At 36.8% G+C, this 21,278-nt stretch carries 12 protein-coding genes; all 12 read right to left on the bottom strand.

The window, feature by feature from the left end; all coding sequences use genetic code 11:
* Nucleotide 1 precedes the first annotated feature (1 nt).
* The 12 genes from PBT89_RS05290 to PBT89_RS05235 all read right to left on the bottom strand — a co-directional run bounded on the left by PBT89_RS05290 (nt 2) and on the right by PBT89_RS05235 (nt 21,124).
* Nucleotides 2-1,150 carry a CaiB/BaiF CoA transferase family protein gene (locus PBT89_RS05290; RefSeq protein WP_270063713.1) on the bottom strand — a complete coding sequence of 383 codons (1,149 nt, stop codon included), beginning with the start codon at nt 1,148-1,150 and terminating at the stop codon, nt 2-4.
* Nucleotides 1,147-2,316 (bottom strand): CaiB/BaiF CoA transferase family protein, encoded by a 1,170-nt coding sequence (locus PBT89_RS05285; RefSeq protein ID WP_270063712.1) that lies wholly within the window; start codon nt 2,314-2,316, stop codon nt 1,147-1,149. The genes PBT89_RS05290 and PBT89_RS05285 overlap by 4 nt, the downstream gene beginning before the upstream one ends.
* Nucleotides 2,306-3,469: an ABC transporter substrate-binding protein gene (locus PBT89_RS05280; RefSeq protein ID WP_270063711.1), complete on the bottom strand. Its 1,164-nt coding sequence runs from the start codon at nt 3,467-3,469 to the stop codon at nt 2,306-2,308. Before PBT89_RS05280 ends, PBT89_RS05285 begins: the two co-directional genes overlap by 11 nt.
* Nucleotides 3,469-3,912: a MaoC family dehydratase gene (locus tag PBT89_RS05275; RefSeq protein WP_270063710.1), complete on the bottom strand. Its 444-nt coding sequence runs from the start codon at nt 3,910-3,912 to the stop codon at nt 3,469-3,471. Before PBT89_RS05275 ends, PBT89_RS05280 begins: the two co-directional genes overlap by 1 nt.
* 5 nt (nt 3,913-3,917) lie before the next feature.
* Nucleotides 3,918-6,116, bottom strand: a complete 2,199-nt coding sequence (locus PBT89_RS05270; protein ID WP_270063709.1) for an alpha-L-rhamnosidase-related protein — start codon at nt 6,114-6,116, stop codon at nt 3,918-3,920.
* A 79-nt stretch (nt 6,117-6,195) separates the two neighbouring features.
* A complete protein-coding gene (locus tag PBT89_RS05265; RefSeq protein ID WP_270063708.1) occupies nt 6,196-8,922 on the bottom strand; it encodes an alpha-d-galacturonidase in 2,727 nt (908 codons plus the stop codon).
* Between the two features lie 9 nt (nt 8,923-8,931).
* Complete coding sequence (locus PBT89_RS05260; protein ID WP_270063707.1) at nt 8,932-10,515, bottom strand: sodium:solute symporter; 1,584 nt, start codon at nt 10,513-10,515, stop codon at nt 8,932-8,934.
* Nucleotides 10,516-10,530: 15 nt separating this feature from the next.
* Nucleotides 10,531-11,625 (bottom strand): Gfo/Idh/MocA family protein, encoded by a 1,095-nt coding sequence (locus PBT89_RS05255; protein ID WP_270063706.1) that lies wholly within the window; start codon nt 11,623-11,625, stop codon nt 10,531-10,533.
* Nucleotides 11,609-13,501: a right-handed parallel beta-helix repeat-containing protein gene (locus PBT89_RS05250; RefSeq protein WP_270063705.1), complete on the bottom strand. Its 1,893-nt coding sequence runs from the start codon at nt 13,499-13,501 to the stop codon at nt 11,609-11,611. Before PBT89_RS05250 ends, PBT89_RS05255 begins: the two co-directional genes overlap by 17 nt.
* Nucleotides 13,502-13,609: 108 nt before the next feature.
* Nucleotides 13,610-16,426, bottom strand: a complete 2,817-nt coding sequence (locus PBT89_RS05245; RefSeq protein ID WP_270063704.1) for a glycoside hydrolase family 2 TIM barrel-domain containing protein — start codon at nt 16,424-16,426, stop codon at nt 13,610-13,612.
* Between the two features lie 52 nt (nt 16,427-16,478).
* Nucleotides 16,479-18,110: a RagB/SusD family nutrient uptake outer membrane protein gene (locus PBT89_RS05240; protein WP_270063703.1), complete on the bottom strand. Its 1,632-nt coding sequence runs from the start codon at nt 18,108-18,110 to the stop codon at nt 16,479-16,481.
* 14 nt (nt 18,111-18,124) lie between these two features.
* Nucleotides 18,125-21,124: a SusC/RagA family TonB-linked outer membrane protein gene (locus PBT89_RS05235; RefSeq protein ID WP_270063702.1), complete on the bottom strand. Its 3,000-nt coding sequence runs from the start codon at nt 21,122-21,124 to the stop codon at nt 18,125-18,127.
* Nucleotides 21,125-21,278: the final 154 nt, after the last annotated feature.

Here is a 21,278-nt window from a genome sequence, read left to right as displayed (position 1 = left end):
TCTAAGGCTTTAAATTGAATTCTCTCGAAATCGAATCATTGTGCTCTCCCAGAAATGGAGCTCCAACAACCGAATTTAGTTTTTCACCGTTAATTCTAATGGGGCAGCGTGTTGTCTTTATCACTTCACCTTTGCTCGTTTTCACATCCATTTCCATTTCCAGCAATCTGTATCCTTCCTCTTTTTTTAATTCTTCTATATTGTAAACTTTTGCACACCAAATATCAGCAGCCTCCAAAATATTGAGCCAGTAGGATGTGGTATTATCTTTTAAATGTGCTGCTAGAACTTCTTTAATCTCGTCTCTCTTCTTAAACCACTGCTTTGAATCGGGAAACTTTCCCAATTCTGAACAATTTAGAAGTTCTCCCAGTATTGGAATATTTCCCATGGCAAGAGCTAAGAATCCTTCTTGAGTTTTATATACTCCATACGGAGCCGCGATGTAAGAATGTGCATGATTCTTCTTGCTTCTTTCGGGTAATTCTTCGCCGTCATTCAAAAAGGTGGTAAAAACTTCAAACTGAAAATCCAGTGCAGACTCCAGCATACTAACCTGAACAAGACTTCCTTTTCCCGTGTTATCCAGTTTTACCAATGCTGCGAGAATACCCTGAGCCAGATGTGTTCCAGAAAGAATATCAACCACGCTTATTCCCATAGGTGTGGGCAATTTTGTGCTTTCCCCATTTAAATATGGTAAACCGCTAAGTGATTGTAAAAGCAGATCCTGACCAGGTTGTTTTTTCCATTCTCCTTCGTCGCCATACCCACTAATTGACGCATAAATGATCTTTGAATTATTTTTCTGAACCTCATCATAGGAAAAACCGAGTCTTTCCATTACTCCAGGTCTAAAATTATGCATTACCACATCAGCATTTTTCAGTAACTCCAAAACTTGCTTTTTATCTCCCTCAACCTTCAGATCTGCAGCAAAGCTTTCTTTATTACGATTAATAGTGTGAAATAAAGTAGACTCATTGGCAACTTTTATCTCAGAAACATAAAGCTGTCTACAAATATCTCCGGTCCCTTTTTTCTCAATCTTAATCACTCGCGCACCAAAATCGGCTAAACGAAGACTGGCAGATGGCCCCGATAGAAATTGTGAGAAATCTACAACCGTTATTCCTTCCAGCAATTTCATAAATGCGCTGCCTTTAAATTGAACTCCTCTTTAATATTTTCAGAATCTTCGCCGAGTCTGGGGGCACGCACCTCACCCCACATTATTTCACCATCAATTCGGATGGGACAGCGATTGGTTTTAATTTTTTTGTGTTCAGAAATACTGATCTCCTGTTCTAATTTGAGCAGCTCATATGAATCTGAATTTTTAAGCTCCTGCCAGTTTTTTAACTGTGCCGCCCAGAGTCCTTCTGCTTCTAATTTTTCTATCCAGTATTCTGAAGGTTGTTCTTTAATTAAATCAAATATTATGGATTTAATTTCGTCTCGGTGGGAAAAAATCATAGATTGATCAAACTCATTTAACCGATTAGAACGAAGTATTTGTTTTAAGTCGTTTAATGGAATCATCGCCAGAGCGATGTGACCATTTGTTGTTTTATAAATCCCATAAGGAGCGCCAAGTAGTGCGTGTGCATTATTCACAGCTGAACGTTTTGGCAGCTTACCGCTAGCAAAGTAGGTTGTAAACATTTCAAATTGAAAATCGATCAAAGATTCAAGCAAACTTATCTCTATTCTAACGGCCTTTTTCTGGCGCTTGCGATAAACCAGAGCTGCCAGAATTGCCTGTACCACCTGGGCGCCACAAAGAATATCTCCAATTGCAAGACCAAAAGGAGTTGGAGCATCATCTTGATCACCACTGGCATACATTAGACCGCTCATAGCTTGCAAAAGCAAATCCTGACCTGGTTTTTTAGCCCAAGATCCTTCTTTTCCGTAGCCGCTTATTTCAGCATAGACCAGTTCAGCATTGTATTTTTGAACCTTCTCAAAATCCAGTCCTAGTTTTTCCATCACGCCAGGTCGAAAATTATGAATCATTACATCTGCTTTTCCGATCAAATTCCTGACTTCAGCAAGTTCTTCTCCAGATTTTAAGTTGGCAGTGTAACTTTCTTTATTTCGATTTATAGTATGAAAGAGGAGTGAATTATCATCCACCCATTGATCTTTTATAGGCAAAACTCGACACAAATCACCTTTGCCGGGATTTTCAATTTTAATCACTCTTGCACCAAGATCAGCAAGCCGGAGACCAGCTGAAGGTCCGGAAAGATACTGGCAAAATTCCAGGACCAAAATTCCTTTTAAAGGTTTATTACTGGATTTATTTTTCATTTTTCGTTTTCAGGCTTTCCTTATAAATACTATTCATTTCACTAAAGGCATCCAACATCCTTTTCTCTCCTTTCAAAAATTGCTGTAAAGGATCACCAGCATGATCTTGAAAATGTAAATACCCGTTATATCTTGGCCGCAAATAGGAATTGTCCAGAGATTTCAAGGAGTCTTGAAAACAATTATTACTGATGGCATTATTGGTTTCATCAAGCCAGGCTTTCCGATGACCAGGCTGGCCGCCATGTAATACAAATTCAGTGGACTGGTATCTTTCTGAAGCTACCATTTCAGCAAATTTCAAAGCTTCCTTTTTATGCTCGCTAAATTCGGAAACCGATAAACCGGTTCCTCCTAATGTACTTCTTAACTTTTTTCCTTTAAAACTTACAAGGTCACCATAATGTAGTTGATATTTCGCATAACCCCTGTGTGTATAATTTGCATATCCATATGCAAAAGGGCAATACCAGAAATCATTTCCGGAAGTCATCATTTCTGCAACCTTAATGGGATTTGCCTGAAACATTTTACCATCAAGCAAACTGTAAAACTCTTTCATTGTTTCCATTGCAAGGAAAGCTGAGTTTTCGCTAATAAATAATTCTTCAGATTGAAATGGCATCTCACCGTGAGCCTGGCAAAACATGTAGAAATTCATCAAAAGATCGATTGGGATAGCAGGGGCCGCAACTTTCCCTTTTCTAGCCAGATCCAAAACCTGCTCCCAGGTTTTAGGAATTTCAGTATCATTTTTATGAAGTAAATCAGTTCTGAAACTTGGTACCGGTGCAGCGGCATCGATAGCCAGTGCCCACTGATGCCCTCCAAAATTATAGCTATCATGAGATCCTCCCACCTGGTTTTCCTGCTGATTCTTAATAAATTCTTCCGGTAAGTGTTCTTCAAGTGGTAATACACAATGTGTTTTCGCAGCACATCCTACCCAGGGATGATCAATTACTAAAAGATCGTAAATTTTTGTAAGCTCTTCAATTGGATAATCGGCAAATTCCTGCAATGTACGTTGCCTCCATTCAATATGAACATTCGGATAGAGTTCCCTAAAACGCTGTGCGCATGCTTGCAACGGAACGAGTCCGCGGGTATGGCCCCAGGTGATACCTTTTAATATTTTGGGAGAATCATCCATTAGCCTTCTTTCTTTTCGGTTAATAATAAGTGTTCACACAACATCACCAGCTCATCGTTCTGATTAAAAACCTCTACTTTCTCAGTCACAATACCATATTGTGGTTTTTTATGATCTTTTTTATCAGAAATACTAATTTTTACGCGAATGGTATCCCCAATAAAAACCGGATTGGTAAAACGTAGACGCTCATAACCGTAAGTCATTGCCACTTCATTAATCACATTGGCCGTCATGCCGATAGCTACTGAAAAGATCAAAGTGCCGTGTGCGATTCGCTTCTTTAATGCTTGTGTTTTACACCATTCTTTATCCATATGATGCGGAAAAAAATCCCCGGTTTGCCCGGCATGCATCACAATATCGGTTTCGGTTATGGTGCGGCCAATCGTGGTTCGCTCTTCACCGATTTCAAATTCTTCGTAATACTTCTGTATAAACATATATTCTAGATAGCTTTATAGCTTATTTTATATTTCTTTCCAGGATTTATGATCATTTCATATTCATCATTTCCCAGACTTTTTATTGTTTCTGAACTCTTCGGTTTTGATTTACTTTTGAAAATCAACTTACCTTTTCCCTCAACTCCGGTTACTCGTATTTCTTTCTTACTGGCAAATATTTCGATTTCGCCACTAGGTGTTGGTACTTTCCCTTCTATCCAATCGAGTCCGCCAAGATTTGGCCTAATTTCATATTGCGCGTAACCTGGAGCAGTTGGCTTGACCCCTAAATAATATTTACCGAACAGATAAATAGGACTGGCTCCCCAGGCATGGCACAAGCTTTTCCCGTAAGGCCGTCCGTACATCGATAAATGCTGTTCTCCTTCATCTGAAGGGTCATATTTTTCCCAGAATGAAGTGGCGCCTAAATCCAGCATTCCGCCCCAATAATCCCGAATTTCATCAAGAACATATTCCTGCTCCCCAATAGCGCAAAGAGCCTCTAATTCGTAAAAACGCATATAAGGCGTAGTAATTTGTAGAATATCATCGTTCAACAAAACCTTCTCTTTTACGCTTTGCTTCTGTTCTTCATTGAAATAATTGAAGAAAATCCCGAACATATTTGCATAACGGGTTACAATATTCTGCATTTCACCATTAACTCTCTGGTGCTTCATGACCTGGTTTTTTTCATCCCAAAAAACATCGAACAGTTTTTTTTGCATTTCTTCAGCTAAACTTTTATATCTCTTTTGGTCATTATTTTCACCGGCAATTTCTGCACTTCTTGCCATAGCCTCCAGACTTCTAGCCAGGAGCATTTGTTCAAAACTTACTTCACCTGTCTTCGGTAAGCAATCAGCCCAATCGATAAAAACCCAGTCACCTTCTAAAGGCTCCAAGAATCCGGATTTATTACGCCTACCTAGAACAAATTCCATAAGACTTTTCATTCTTGGATAGAACTGTTCTATAAAACTTGTATCACCTGTATAGAGATAGTAATCATATATACCTACAAACCAATACAGTGAATAATCCATAATGGTATTGATATGCGCAGTTACCGGTTCTTTTCCTCTTAACGCAAGCAGCGTTCTTTCTACGGAATTATTATCGAAGAACAAGTAGTAGTTCATCAAATAACTCTGGTAAGCGTCGCCAGACCAAATCCAACGATCTCTTTTAATACCATCGATGAAAAATTCTCTTGAAGTAAGATGCATCGTGTAAGCTGAAACATCCCAGATTTCATTAAGCAACTCATCTGAAGAATTGAATTCCCCCCGATAATCAAGTGGAAGATATTCATATAGCATAGAAATGGAGTCGTATTTTATGGAAGGATCGGCCTGTACCTGCACATATCGAAAAGCTTTTGATTCATCATGTGTATATTCTGAAGAGTGACTCCCGTTGAAATTTATATAATCAAGAGTTTCACATTTTGCGGAGTCCAAAGCTTCTTCGCGAGATTCACCGTAGTATAACGCCAACCTTCCTTCACCTTCTATTCCATGTATTTTTATGTATCCAAAAGTTTCCTTGCCAAAATCGACCAATTCTCCATCACCAATAGGTTCTATTGTCTTTGCATTCCAGGGTTCTGTTTCCAGCTTAAAATCCGAAGGCTTTTCAACTGGCGAATCGAACTTCCAAGATCCCACCGGTTTCCACGGTGTTCCTGATTGTTGTGCGTTACCTTTCTCATCAATCCATAATTTATCCTCATTAGTAACGATCCAGGATTCATCTGAATTAATATATTTTCCCTGTATATAAATAGACGGTAAAAATTCCTGATTATAAACTTTAAGCGAGATAGTGTGTTTCCCTGCTTCTATTGTGAAAGATTTTGGCTGACCATAAATCTGCTTACCGTCAATCAGTAACTGAAAAGAACCTTCTGAATAAATACTAACCTCATCTGCTTCCGGCAAGTCTACTTCTGTTTGAAAAGTTACGAGAGGAAACGGACTATAATAGCGCCAAAGTGGCGGAAATACCGCTTCCCGCTCTGTACGACGTACTTGCATCTTATTGCTCAGCCAAATTTCGAAATCGCCAGGATACCAAATCCAGGTTGCTCTGCTTTCCCTCATATTCTCTTCCTGAGAAATGGCGATATTGCAACTACAAAGAGATATTATTAGAAGTACGGCAATTTTTATAAAGGAGTATTTCAATGATTTCATGAACTAATAGGCCTAAGTTATTGTTGAAATATCCCTAAAATTTATTATGAATTTATCCTGTACCTCCCTGTTATTCTTTTTAATTAGAATCCTGAAATAGCCAGTCTACCGATTTTTTACCTACAAGACCCGCATCCCTGCTATTTATTTTTTGCACTGCCGGGATAAATCCAAGTATTAACACTCTTCCTTTTTCCAATTGAAGTTCATTTTTACCGGTCTCGAAGTGATAGGTATGTATATTTATTTTGGGATAACCATCCAACTTCAAAGCATTAGCAATTGTAATATCAGCCTGTCCCCTAATATTACCCGCTGCATTATTTTCTAAGGTAGGAGCTATTAGATTTTCTTTATCCTCGGCATCTTCAAAAAATCCTACCACTACTTTCACAGGTTTTGTGTTCTCAAACTTGAGAATTGTTCCATTTTCTATCTGATTCTTCTCCTTAAATTTTACGCCGGTTAGTTTTGAAATTTCAGGAGCAGTTTTAATAATTTGTGCACTCATTTTATCATATACAAGACTTCCCACTGCAACCGAATAAGTTTCCTTTCCCGAGAGAATTTTAATTTCAGCAGGTGTCCATGCTTTAACTTTTTCGTCCTGTGAATCAGATTTTACTGAAGAGTCAATATTATTTAAATTTTTTCTAAAATTTTCTAATTCCTGTTCGTAAAGCGGTAACATCTCAGACCACTTCTTATATTTTCCATCATCTCCACCAATAGGAATCCGCCTCATGGATGTTTGCATACTATTAGCATAAAAATAATTTCCCTCGGTCAATTCAACCAGTTTACGATAGTGTTTCAAACTGTTTTCCAGATGAGGGATTGCTTTTAAAAGAGCATTTTTCGCTCCCGAATGATCATATTTTAATACAAGCATAGCTGCTCTTACTTTTTCTGATAAGAAATCTGCAAATGCCTTATAGGCATGAATATCATTCTGAAGTCGAATGAATTCATCTTTATTTTTAATTACATTCGGTTCTGCCTTATCTATAGCCTCAACAGCTTTTTTACCATGGGCCTCAATTTCCTGAATAATTTGTAGTGGAGTTTCTCCAATATGTGGATCATTATTAAATTCTTTTTCGGCGTATTCAATCAGAATTTCTCCTTCTGGCCCGGTGGATTCATAAAATCCCGGATAAACGCGCCACTTATACGGATTAACCAACTGACTCATAAACATGCCTAGTAATAAGGTTTGCCTGTTCCCTTCAGTGATTCCAAATCTTCGTAATGTTTTTGGAGCAATTTCCCCGGTCTCCTCATAAGCCGTTAGAATTTGTTCAGAGGCAGCCCGATCAGTGCCATACTTTTTATAAAATTCGTCGCTCCAGAATTCAATTTCTTCATTTCTTTCTCTTTCTTTTTGCCAGGCATATCTTCCCCAGGCGCTGTACCAGATCCAATCTCGATCCATTTCCAGTAAACGGGGTGCCGTTTTATCTGCGGTATAAGGCCAGTCCCAATAAGAAGCTTGAGGATACAGATGCAAAGCATTTGCTCCGTGAACTTCATGCATAGCTTTAACTGTCTTTTGAATAAAATTAGGAGAACCAAAACGAAATGGCTCCAGATTTGCAAGGATATGAACGTTTGAAATATGTACCGAAGCCAGATTACTTAAATCCTGATGGATTTTTGTCCAAGGACCTCGCGGTTCATAAGTCGTTAAAGACTCACCAGTATACTTATGTGTGGTATAGAGATTTTTATACATGGGAAACGCAGCCTGCACAACCTTTGGAGCATCAGTATCGTGCGCTCTCAAAATGATTGGTGGTTCATCTTTTCTTCCCAGTCGTTGCATGCCATCCTTCACGCCGGGAATAATGGTATTCGTAAACCAGTTTATATCATTTTCAATGCCGCTCATAGCTTCTCCCAGTGCGACCAGAAGCCCAACATTAGGATATTTCTCTATAAAAGCGGCTATTGATTTTCGAGTATAATCTTCCAGTAACGGAGTAATTTCACGTCCTCTATCCTGAGTAGGGATATTATGATGTTCTGCAAAAGGTTTGGAAACGATAATATTATAAAACATTTGAATTACCCAAATTCCGCGTTTATCAGCTTCTGTTGTTAGAAATTCAAATATTTCTTCGTTTTTTCTGAAAGTTTCTTCATCTACTTCAAGTGCATAGGGATAATCTTCTAATTTCACTAAAGACGCAAATGGATGTCCGTTCCATAAATACAAGGAATTATATCGATTTTCAACCAACATATCCATATATTTTATCCATAGTTCCTTATCATAAAACCAGGGAAAGTTTTTTGGAGTATATGGATATTCATAAACATGCCTATCGGGAAGAATATTCATTTTTTGCATTCCTATAGCAGTTCCGCGTAAAACCATCTCCGGATGATCACTGAAATCGAGATTTTCCGGTAATCTTTCTTCAGATTTAATTCTATCCGCAAGCTCCAATGCTCCATAAAGTGCACCGGACTCATCATTCCCTATGACATATATTTTATTTCCTTCCGAAGAAATTCTGAAAGCTTCCTTTGAATTGGTAATTTGGGGCTGATCACTTTCGAAAATATGCTCTCTAAACCAATCGGAATCTTTTTCAGCTACAATGATTAGTCTTTTAGATTCTGAAAAACCGTTTGGCACGTCTTCAAGGAATCGAATATCTTCTCCAATACGATCCAGTTCCAGCATCAACCGTTCTGAACCAAAATTTATTCTTGGTGATTCTCTATCAAATGAAATTGCAATCTGAGCATTCAGTTGCATTGAAAAAATGATAAAAAATGTACTGAAAATGGTTTTCATTAGCGCTTTTTAATTTCCGTTGAAGAATATATAAAGACCTATCATTACGATAAATAAGGCCGCCCACATCACTTTAGCTGAAGGTTTCAATTTTGATAATTCGCCATAGTCCAGCGTACTTACATATTGGTTTTTCGATTTATCGTTAAGCGAAAGAATCACAATTAGTACAGAAAGAAACATGAAAATGTAAAAAGAAAGCAATAGAAAATGCGGCCAAAAATCATAATCTGCTGCTGGGAAAACCCACAAATAGAAGACGCCTATGCCCATGCTCAGAATGGTTCCTAAAATAAGAATGATATTTACGGCACGGGTGGTGGTTTTCTTCCAAAGTACACCAAACAAGAAAACTACCGACATTGGTGGCGCAATGAATCCTAGAATTGATTGAAAAACGTCAAAAAGATTTAATCCTTTGATACTATTTATCGCAAGCGTGATGAAAATGGCTAATACCGCTCCTATAACAGTTACTATTCGCCCAATCTTAACCACTTGTCTTTGGGTTGCTTCAGGTTTAAATTTCTTCACATAAATATCCATTGTAAAAACAGTACTTAAAGCATTTAAAGCCGAATCTATAGTACTTACCAAGGCTGCGATTAAAACTGCCATCACGAGACCTGTCATACCAACAGGAAACATTTTGGTCACCATGGTCATGTAAGCCTCGTCTGGATTTTGTAATTCGGGATAAAGAATAAAGCAAATTACTCCTGGAAGAATAAATAAAGGCACATCCAGTATTTTAAGCCAACCGGTAAAATTGGCACCAAGCTGCCCCTGTTTAATATTTTTCGCTCCCAGGACCGATTGTACCATTGATTGATCTGTACACCAAAACCAGACTCCCATTACCGGATATCCTAAGACAATAGCCAGCCATGGATAGTTAGCATCATCGGCTGGAAGAAAAAGATTCCAATACTCTGAAGGAGTTTCTGAAATTAGCCTTTCTATACCACCAATTTTGTAAATCCCGGTTATTGTTAATGCTAACGAAACCACAATTAATAAAACCATCTGAAATACATTGGTAGCAGCGATAGCTTTGAGGCCACCAGCGATAGTAAAAAAAGAAGCTATGATGATTAAAACGATAATGGATAGCCACATGGGAATTCCTAAAATCTGCTGAATAAGAATGCCTCCTGCAAAAAGTGTAAGAGATAGCCAGCTAATTAATACCGTTACGATCGTATACCAGGCCAAAATATTTTGCGTAGAATTACCAAAACGTTTCCCCATAAATTCGGGTAAAGTTTGTGTTTTTGCACCTAGATAGCGCGGAGCAAATACTACGGCCAGTAAAAAAATAAATATAAAGGCATACCAGGCAAAATTTCCTGCTACAATACCTGTGGTATAGCCAATACTAGCAGAGGCTATCAACATTGAAGGCCCAACGTTAGTTCCCCACATGGTAAAACCAATACTAGTCCAGTTAAGGGAATTACCTGCTAAAAATAGATTCTCGTCTACATCTTTTTTATCTCTAAAGCTGGCCCAGTAACCTATCCCTACAAGAATTAAAATATATACACCCACAACCATAAAATCAGTTATGGTCAATAACTCATGAATTTCCATAAATAATCTTAAAATTTAGGATAGTAGTTTCTGCAGATTGAATTCCTCAATAATTGCTGAGATTTTTTCCGGTTTACCAGAACCAAGAGATCGCTCCATAGCCTTTAATAGAACAATTGTACCTATTCCTTCTATTAAATCGGGGTATGCGGTAAAATCCTGATGAATACTATCAGCAAAATAATTTAAATAGTTCTCGTATTCTCCGGCATGATGACTTTTCCCTTCAAACCTGAAAAAATGCTTTAACTTATGTTCCCACGTTATTATACGTTCTTCACCATCTTTATCTGTTATAGCGTATCGTAAATCCATATAATCCCCTTGACTACAACCTAAATTTCCGCGAAGAATACAGCTCATCTCACTGTCTCTCTGTACTGGTTGTACTGGTCCTGAATAGGCACCTCCAACCCTGGCAATTCTCCCATCTTTGGATTTATATATAAACTGCATGGTGTCGTAATTTTTAAGACCACCGTTTTTACCATTTTCGCTAAGCATGCCATACCCCATTACTTCTTCAATTTCTGGCAAATACCATCTAATGAAGTCTACTGGATGGCTTAAGCCTCCATATAGCCATTTAAAAGAATTTTCCAGGGCCCAGGTTTTTTTCAGAAACCATCGATGATCTGCATTATAATAGGCTTCCACAGTAACTAAATCTCCAATTAAACCATTCTCAAAATCCTGTCGTTGTCGTTTCATCGGTTGAAAAAACCTACTGCTCTGCCCTACAAATAACTTTTTTCCAGTTTTTTCCTGAAGCTTAACTAATTCAGAAGCGTCTTTAAGATCATCAATCAAGGGTTTCGTACAAACTACGTGTTTGTCATGTTCCAGTGCCAGTTTAATATGAGTAGCATGCAAATGATCTGGAGTGTAGATTGCTATAGCCTCTATGGTAGGATCATCAAGCAAATCTTCAAATTTTGTAGTATATTCATAAAAATCAAATTCCTTTGCTCTTTTCTTACAAACTTCGAGATTGAGATCACACATCTTCACCAATTCAATCTTAGGACTTGAAAGTGCTGCAGAAATAGTACTTCTACCTTCTCCCAAACCTAAAATCCCTAATCGTAGTTTTTTATTTTCTGTACTCATTTTTTATTTGTTGAAACTCAGGTTGTAGACCTGCATTATTCTTAATTTCTTTTGCTACTCCAGGACCATTGTTTTCCCACAAATTACCCGGTCCCGGACTGTTCTCGAAAAATTTATCCTTTTCGGTCCAGTTATTTATAGATCTTATGTAGGAAGAGCCCTCATCGTAATAAATATATTGATGATGATGTGGCATATGTGCATAAGATGCCTCTTTTAGATCATATATTGCATTTTCACTAATCTCTGTGTTTGGCTGGGCAGAAAGGGTATAAATACCGCCTACATCATACATTTGCTTAGCGAAATTGTGAATTCTATTAGCGTGAATCCGATTATTCTTAGCAATCGAAATCGTTTTAGTCCAACTCCAACCCAAACAAATCCCACTATAATTGATATCTGAAACTTCATTATGACTAATATCAATATTGTGAGCAACACCAATACTAATGCCTACACATCCCCAATCTTCGTTAGTAACATTGGTTATATAATTATTATGAATATTTAGATGGTGTACTATTTCCCGGTCATCTTTTGGTTGATAAGGCAAGTGAGCCTCATACTGAGGGCCTCCGAAAAAAGCCGCCTGGATTGCAGTCCCGCCTATATCTTCAAAAAGATTACCCATAATTTCACTTTCAGCCACACCACTAATAAGATCTAATCCAGTAGCAGCTAAATGACTGAATTTGCATCCGATAATTTTAATATTATTGGCATTGGATACTTCAAATGCAGCTGGCTGTCTTTCTATCCATGCTTGATTTTCCAATGCGGCTTTGTCTGGTGTTCCTGGTTCTTCTAATTTATAGGCATCGATTATAGACCAACCGGCCTGAAGCGGTACATGACCTTTTTGTGATGGGCGCATCCATGTAGAATGCTGAAAACTTATATTTTCAAATTGAATATTGGAAACTGTTTTATCCAAAGTTCCCTTAATCTCTACAAGACTTTCTAAAGCAGGAACAATAATTTTAGAATTATTGGGGTCCTTTCCGTTTTTCGGGTAATAGTAAACCTTAAGGTTTCTTTTGTCGAGGTACCATTCTCCAGGTTCGCTCAACAATTCGGCAGCTCCAGTAAAATAAAATGCCGAATTTCCGTTATACTCCTTTTTAGAATCTATAAACGGTGCCGGCCACGGATGTTCAAATTCAATTTTACTCTCAGGTTGATGAAATTTCACTGCTGTGCTATCCCCATGCCTTTCCAGTGATTTAACACGAAGATTGGCGATAGCCCACCATTGGTGAATTACAAATTCAAGGTCCTCTGGATTTTTAAAATCCCAATTAGGTGTCGGGATCCACATAATCTCATTTTCAGAATCTACAGAAAGAATTCTATTTAGCTTCTGCTCCCCAAGATTTGTCGCACGCCTTGCTTTTTGACCATCTACCCAGATTTGTCTAAACTGAATCGAATTCCCCCCGAACAGAGGCAGATCTGCAACCCAAAGATTATTATTAATTGCTGAATCTATATTTAAGTTAGTGGTTTTCGCTTTTTTCCAGTTTTTAATTTCTATGCCTCCTGAAAAAACAGGCTTCGATTTATCGGCTGATTTTATGACTGTAGGGGAATCTAATGTTCCAGAATCTTCCGGACGTAATAGAATTGGCTCATAAAGTCGGTAAATACCATGCTCTATAATTATTTGAATACCTTCATTTTTATCCAGTTTATTTAATCTTCTTAATTCCCTGGCTTTTCGAAGCGCAGCTGAAACTGTTGCCAATGGATTTAAACTATCTCCTGTATTACTATCTTTACCATTTGGGGAAACATAAATTTCTGCGGCATGAGAAAATGATCCAAACAGAAGAAGCAATATTGATAGAAGTCTTAAGTAAATTTTAGATAACATAGTTGAGCATGTTGTTTAATTACATCAATGATAATTATTCAACACATTAAACCTATCCTGTACTTACTTGAAGAAAAACAAAAAATCAGTTTTAAAGCTGAAAAACACCTATTGACCTGCTGAAAAATCAAAAAATAATGTCATCTTTTTGCCTCGTATGCGCCAATCATCAAATGTGCCGTAATCGAAGAAAATATTTTTTTGCCCATCTGGTCCAAGCCGTTCTGGCTGATTTGTTTTACTTCCAATAGCAGGAATTGCCTGCATAAAAGAAATATCCCGTTCTGGAAAAGGAGGTGACGTTCGAGCTTCGAACTCCTTTTGAGGATATTCGGGAGTATATAATCTCAAAAATACATCATCGGTAGCCGTTGCTACCAAAAACGACTGTTGTTTTGATTCAATTTTTGCCCAGTACAAATTCGAATGATATCCTTTAAATTCAGGATAAACCATCGGTGAAACACCAGTTACAGTATTGTTATAATCTTTTCGATGAATTCCATATTCTACGCCCTGCATTCTGTTTTTCCAAACTCGATAAGGACCATCTCCAAGCCATGTAACGCCTTCGACTAAATTTTCGGGATATGAAAAATCTACACCCATATAATCGAAATCTACATCGTACTCTTCCGGTTTGTAATAGATTTCCAGTTTTAGCCAGCCCGAAGGATAAAATGTCCAGGTAAATTCTTTCATCCTCGATTCTTCTTCAAATGATGAAATTAACGATAAGGTATCACCAGATTTTTGAGTTTTAAGAGATTTAAATTCAACTTTTCCTGCACTAAGATGAGGGCCATTATTAAAAGGGATGATGCCGTTTTGATTAGCAACTTTTTTTAATAATCCGTCATTTTTACCAATTTTAAATTCAATACCACCTGCCTTTACCGTAATTTGAGTATCATTCTCAGACATTCGGACTGAACCTTCAGATTTCTCGGGGAGCAGCTTATTGATAACTTCTTTTGGAAATTTCAAAGGCCAGTTCCAGCTATAAATTTCTCTGCCAAAATTATCTGTGGCGGTTATATACATCACATCGTAATTTTTCCAGTTTCCAGGAAGTGAAAGGTTTAGGTATCCACTGGCCCCGGGCGCAATGTCTGGTGAGTTTGCTTTATCTGTAAACGGCTTCGTTTTTAAGTCTTCATTTGGCACAGGCAAACTTTCCAGTTTCCAACTGAAATTTATTTCTTTAAGATTGGTGTAAAAATATCGATTTTCGATCTTGAACTTACCATCAAAATACTGACTTATACTTTTATCCTGAAAATGAATCGGAGACCAGATTTCTTTGATTGCATAGTAACTTGCTTCTTTTTCGTGAAATGGACCCAAAATACCATCAGCTGCAGCACCATTATAAGTATCGATTTCACCGGTGTCTGTTCGCTTCACTCCTTCATCAGCAAAAACCCAAATAAATCCTCCTGCAGCAAGTGGATTATTCCAAATCATTTTATTCCAAAAATCATTCAAACCAGCACCAGCTCCACCATCATACATTCCGTGTAAAAATTCAGTTGGAAAAACAACATTCCGGCCATTCCAGTAAGTACCTACTCCATAATTATAAGGTCGATAATGCTCATTAGACAAACCATTAAAGGTTTGCCAGGGATGAATGGTTCTTCGATTTTGGATATCATATTTCTGAAAAAGTGAGTCTAGATCTGTATTATGACCTCCTTCGTTACCATTGTCCCAAAATACAATAGAAGGATGATTAACATCACGAATAACCATTTCCTTTACTAACTTGCTACCTACTTCAGTATCATAAGATGCGTGCCATCCGGCAAGTTCATCAAGTACAAAGAGTCCTAAGGAATCAGCTACTTCCAGAAAATGTTGATCGGGTGGATAATGCGACATACGCACCGCATTCATATTCATGCTTTTAATCAACTCAACATCTTTAATACTTCTGGTTTTACTTGAAGAACGACCCGTAGTAGGCCAGAATGTATGTCTGTTTACACCTTTAAACTTTATTTTTGTTCCGTTTACATATATTCCATCGCGCTCTTGCAATTCGATTGTTCTAAAACCGAAGTTTTGTGTGAGTTTATGAATAGTTTTACTATTATTTTTCAATCTGAACTCTACCTCGTATAAATATGGATCTTCAGGATTCCAAGTTTGGATATTTTCAAAATTTGATTGAATTATTACGGAATTTGAGCCCTTGTTAAGATCAATGGTAAAAGTCTCCCCAACCGGATCTCCTTTTAAACTAAAGATTTGAGCATCCAGACTCCCATTTCTATGAATATTATTACAAAAAATCTCTGCTTCAAACTGGCCATTAGCCCGTGCATTAATAGCTACTCTTTCTATGTTTTGAAAAGGTTTTGCCTGTAAGTATACCGGACGAAAAATCCCGCCAAAAATCCAGTAATCAGCATGTCTTTCGGCCTGATTCACGGATTCATTTGTGGAATGTTTTTTGACGCTCACTTCCAGTAAATTATGTTCAGAACCGAAATTCAGTAAATCTGAAATATTGTATTTGAAACGATAAAAAGCTCCTTGATGTACCGGGCCTGCCAGTTTACCATTGATTTTTACTTCGGTATCCGTCATTGAACCTTCAAAAACGATTTCTATTTGCTTCTTATTCCAATCTGAAGGAATACTGAATTCATATTTATAATAACCTGTTTCCTTGCCTCTTTCTTCGTCTTCTGCATGTCCGTAATTATAAGTTCCAAAACCGAATTGCTCCCAATTAGAAGGTACAGGAATTGTAGTCCATTCGTTTGCTTTTCTCCCATCATCAACCATAAATTTCCAGTCTACAGTCTGGTCACTACCGGTACCAGATAAATATTGAATTTCTGTTTCCTGGGCAAAGGCTTCTGAAAGAAAAAATACGTAAATAAAAAATATAACTAGTTTAAAAAATGATCTCATTTAATTTCCGAGTTAGAGTTGGAAAGCTTAGATTTTTTATACAAAAAATAAATTAGTAACCAGGATTTTGGCGGAGTTCTGAATCAATATTAGCGTCTATAGCAGATTGAGGAATAGGAAAAAGATTGTGATAATCCTGTACACTTGAACTACTTTCCGGATTATATTTTCTTACCCGTTCTGACAACAAACCCAATCGATTTAAAGTTAAACGCCTTGGTTCTTCAATAATTAGTTCTCTGGCACGTTCATCCAATATATAATCTATGTTAATATCCGATGCTGTTATCAATTCTGCCTTGGCTCGCTTTTTAAGCGTATTTATATCGTTTGCAGCTTCTTCAAGATTACCATTACGAAAATATGCCTCCGCTCTCAATAAGTATGTTTCTGCAAGTCGCATAACGTAAGTATCCTTAAAGGCTCTACCATAAGTTGGGCCTTCAGGAAATAACTGTGGTTCTATTTTCATTATCATCGGATAATACTGAACTAATGTATCAAGATTCGTAATTGAGGGATTTACTTTCTCTCCAAAATAAGGAGAATCAGGATTATTATAATAATACTCTCTTTTAATATTGTATTTCGAATTTCTCATATCCATTGGATCTTCATTCCATATCTTATCATAGTAATAAGCTGAAGGTCGAACCCAGGCGACTCCTCTCCCTAAACTATCTGTTGTAAGCTGCATTCCAGAATTACCCTGCGGATCTTTTATATCCCACCATTTAGGTCCCCACGCTCTTAACCATCCATTAGAATACCATTTGGCGCCCCCTGCTGTCCCTCCTGGAGTTTGAAATTCGAATTGCAAAGCCCATATTGTTTCTGTATTGGTAGTACTAGAACGATTTTGATTTTCATCCTTAAATAAATCTGCGAAAACATCTCCCGGCTTGTCAAGATAATTCCCAAATCTTTCAGTCATCAATTCATATCTTGGAGATTCTATAACTTTAGAAGCACTTGCCACTGCAGCATCAAAATCACCTAGACTTATATATATTTCAGACAATAGATGGTCTGCAGCGCCCTTCTCAATTCGTCCATCAAAAGGTGCCTGCACTGGTAGCCACTGGCTTGCAAATTCAAGATCCTCTTTGGCAAAATCGTAAACTTCTATTCTAGGACTTCTCACAAAATCAGTCTTTGGATTATTATAAATCTGATTAACTAGAGGAACATCTCCATAAAGTTTTGCTAAAATATTATATGCATAACCTCTAAAAAACCGGGCTTCAGCTATAACGGTATTTTTTTGTTCTTCACTCTCCCAAACCGCATCTGGACCATTCGCAAATTCTATGATAGTATTTGCTCTTGGAATAACATCCAAATATGCCCAATCCCAATAGAATTCCACAGAAAATTGAGTTGGCGTTAACCAAGTTTGGTAATTCTCAAAATCGGCAAGTGATCTGTCCCCCGTATATGCCACATCGGTTCCAAGCCACAAAGAGTTCATTCTCGAACCATCAGGATAAAAATACATTTCTCTAGCCGCAACATGTAATGCTACAATTGCACTTTCAAAACCGCCTATATCTTTTAAGATGTTATTAGAATTTGGAAAGCCCAATGGTTCTTCTTCCAAAAATTCTTTATTACATGAACTAAGAAACATTAGAAAACTTGCTCCAAATAATATATATTTTAGTAGATTTTTATGTAATTTCATATCAAGAATTTTTATTAAAAACTTAAATCAAGCCCGGCTACTATGGTTCTAGCTGAAGGATATAAATTATTTATATTGTTATATCCACTTTCGGGATCAGGACCCATCCAATCTGTAAAAATCAGTAAATTTCTTCCGCTTACATAAATTTTCAAATTTTTCATATTTAAAGAGTTTACAAAATCAGAATCAAATTTATAAGCTAGTGTAGCATCCTGAAGCCTTATAAAATCTTTGCTTTGATAAAAAGACATTCCTAATGGATTAGTCCAGTTAAGGGATGGTCTTGTGTTAGATTGATTTTCAGGGGTCCAATACCCCGCATCAATCATATTTACAGATCTTCCTGGAAAACTATTTCCTGAATAACCGCTTGGATCCAGAATATTTAAAGGTGCTTCCCAACCCTGTGCACTATTTACAAAAAACGAAAAGGAGAAATTTTTGTATTCAAAATTATTTCCTAATCCGAGTCTATATTTTGGTTGCCCCTGACTAATAATTGTTCGATCTTCAGGTGTAATGCTTCCATCATTATTTATGTCTTTTACTTTTACCCATCCTGGCATATAACCCTCTGGAATATCATCTCCTTCCTGATAAATACCGTCAAATATGTAATCAAAATTTGAATTTATAGGTTGGCCAATAAACCAACGGTTACTAACATCATCATCTTCAATACCATCTCTATTATTATCATTCCCATATAGACGAACAATTTTGTTTTTATTAGTTGAAAAAATAATTGATGAGCTCCATCGAAATTGTGATTTAGGATAATCTATATTAATCGTAGAAAGACTTACTTCTAAACCTTTATTATTTAATTCACCGATATTAGTGAGTACACTAGAAAATCCATTTATCACAGGAATGCTTCTTGCCGTTAATAAATCTATTGTCTTAGTATCATAATATTCAACTGTACCATCTATTCTTCTGTCTAAAATCGTAAAATCTACTGCGATGTTGAAAGATGTAGATGTTTCCCATTTTAAATTTGGATTAGGCATATTTCCAGAGAGTGGAAAAGAGCCCGTATAGGTCTGACTGCCGTCGCCAAAAACATACTGATCGAAAGCAGAACGATCTAAAGAAGAATAAGGATCTATGGATTGATTACCTACTTGTCCAAAAGACAACCTAAATTTTAATAAATCAATTTCATTAACATTGTTTAGAAAATTTTCTTCAGATGCTATCCATCCTAATGCCATTGAAGGAAAAATTCCGTATTTATTATTTGTACCGAAAACTGATGAACCATCACGCCTCATTGTTAAGGTAACAAGATACCTGTCTAAATATTGATAATTTAATCTTCCCATTTCAGAAGTTCCAGTTCTGCCTTCAGCATATGAATATGAGTTCTGAACTTCTCCTATATTAAGATTATTCCAACCATTTACATCCGTAAAAAAATTACTTGATTCAGCAGTCGTAGTTTCGTAAAAACTACTATTATTACCATAAAGCAAGGTGAGATCTAAAGCATGGTCGCCCCAATTTTTAGCATATTTTAAAATATGCTCTATTTGCCAGTTGAATTCATTTTCATTTGTCTTACCTGCCGCTCCAGTGTTATTTATCCCATTTTTTATATAAATAGGAATAAATGTATAATCTCGATCCCATTGAATATTTGGATTATAATTAAAAGAATAAGACAGACCATCCAAAAATGGAAAGTTTATCTCTGCGAAAATATTTGCAAAAAGATTATTTGAAACTTCTTCATTCTTTCTTTGTGAAGCATCAAATAAAGGATTTGTAACTAATTGATCATTTGTTGGGTAAGGTAGTAAATCTCCATTATCATCGTAAACTTTAGCATAAGGACTTAGCCAATATGTTGAAGATAGGGAGGCTGGAATGCCAGACAAATCTCTTTGTGTGTAAGAGCTATTCAGGCCTATCTTCAACCAATCTGTAATATTGTTCTCCAAGTTCATACGCATGGAAATTCTTTCTGACTGGTCTCCATAGATCAAACCTTCTTCTTTCACTAAATTACCGGATAAATAATAACTAATATTATCCATTCTTCCGGAGATACTTAAGTTATAAGATTGCTGTATTGCATCTTGCGCAATAAATTCCCAGGGATCTATTGTTTTTCCGGCATTATATTGCTCTAATTCAGTTTCAGTATCTAAAATTCGTTCTACATCGGTAATAGGTGTTTCTCCTTCATTTGCATTTTGAATATTAAAATCGCGTCTACGTTGAAGGTAAGCTTCTGGACCATATAGAGGCACCTTATCATAATAATCTGATATCCCAGAATATACATTTAATCTAATCGTTGGTTTACCCTGCACCCCAGTTTTTGTAGATATAAGTATAACACCATTAGATGCTCTCGAGCCATAAATTGCGGTTGCACTAGCATCTTTAAGTACCTGCATGGATTCAATGTCGTTAGGATTAATATCTGCTAATTCTCCGTAAAAAAAAGCTCCATCCACAATAATTAAGGGATCGTTTCCAGCAGTCAAGGATGCTTGCCCCCTTATGAGAATGCTACCTCCTTGTCCAGGTCTTCCATTATCATTGAACTGCACACCTGCAACCCTACCACGAAGTGCCTGAGCCACATTTGTATTAGGTTGCGATTCAATTTGCTCAGTTTCCACTGAACTTACCGAACCGGTTATATTTCTTTTATTTTTTTTACCATAACCAACAATTACAACTTCCTCCAGACTTGCCTGATCTGATGCCATAACAACATCATAGTTTTGATTTTCTCCTACTAACTTCTCAATCGTTTTCGTTCCAACAAAACTAAATATCAAAATTTGTCCATCTTTGGCTTCAATACTAAAATTACCATCAAAATCAGACTGAGTTCCTGCATTGGTCCCTTTTATTCGAATGTTAACTCCGGGTAGCGGTAAATTATTTTCATCTTTAACTGTTCCTTCAACTTGTTTAGACTGAGCATGAACAAACAGATTAATAAAAAAAAAGCTTATCCCTAAAATAGCCTTTACTATCGTTTTTTTCATAATATTTTACTGTTTGATGATTTCAAAAACTAATGGATGATATTAAACGAATAATCCCTGGATAAACGCCGAATTCAGCCTTGAGGTAATAATTAAATCTTATATTATAATCATGTTTTTAAAACATAGATTTTGTTATGAATCGTTAATATAA

Source organism: Zunongwangia sp. HRR-M8 (genome assembly GCF_027594405.1).
Classification (GTDB): Bacteria; Bacteroidota; Bacteroidia; order Flavobacteriales; family Flavobacteriaceae; genus Zunongwangia.
Note: the sequence above shows the minus strand (reverse complement) of the source record. Positions and strands in the feature narration are given on the sequence as shown.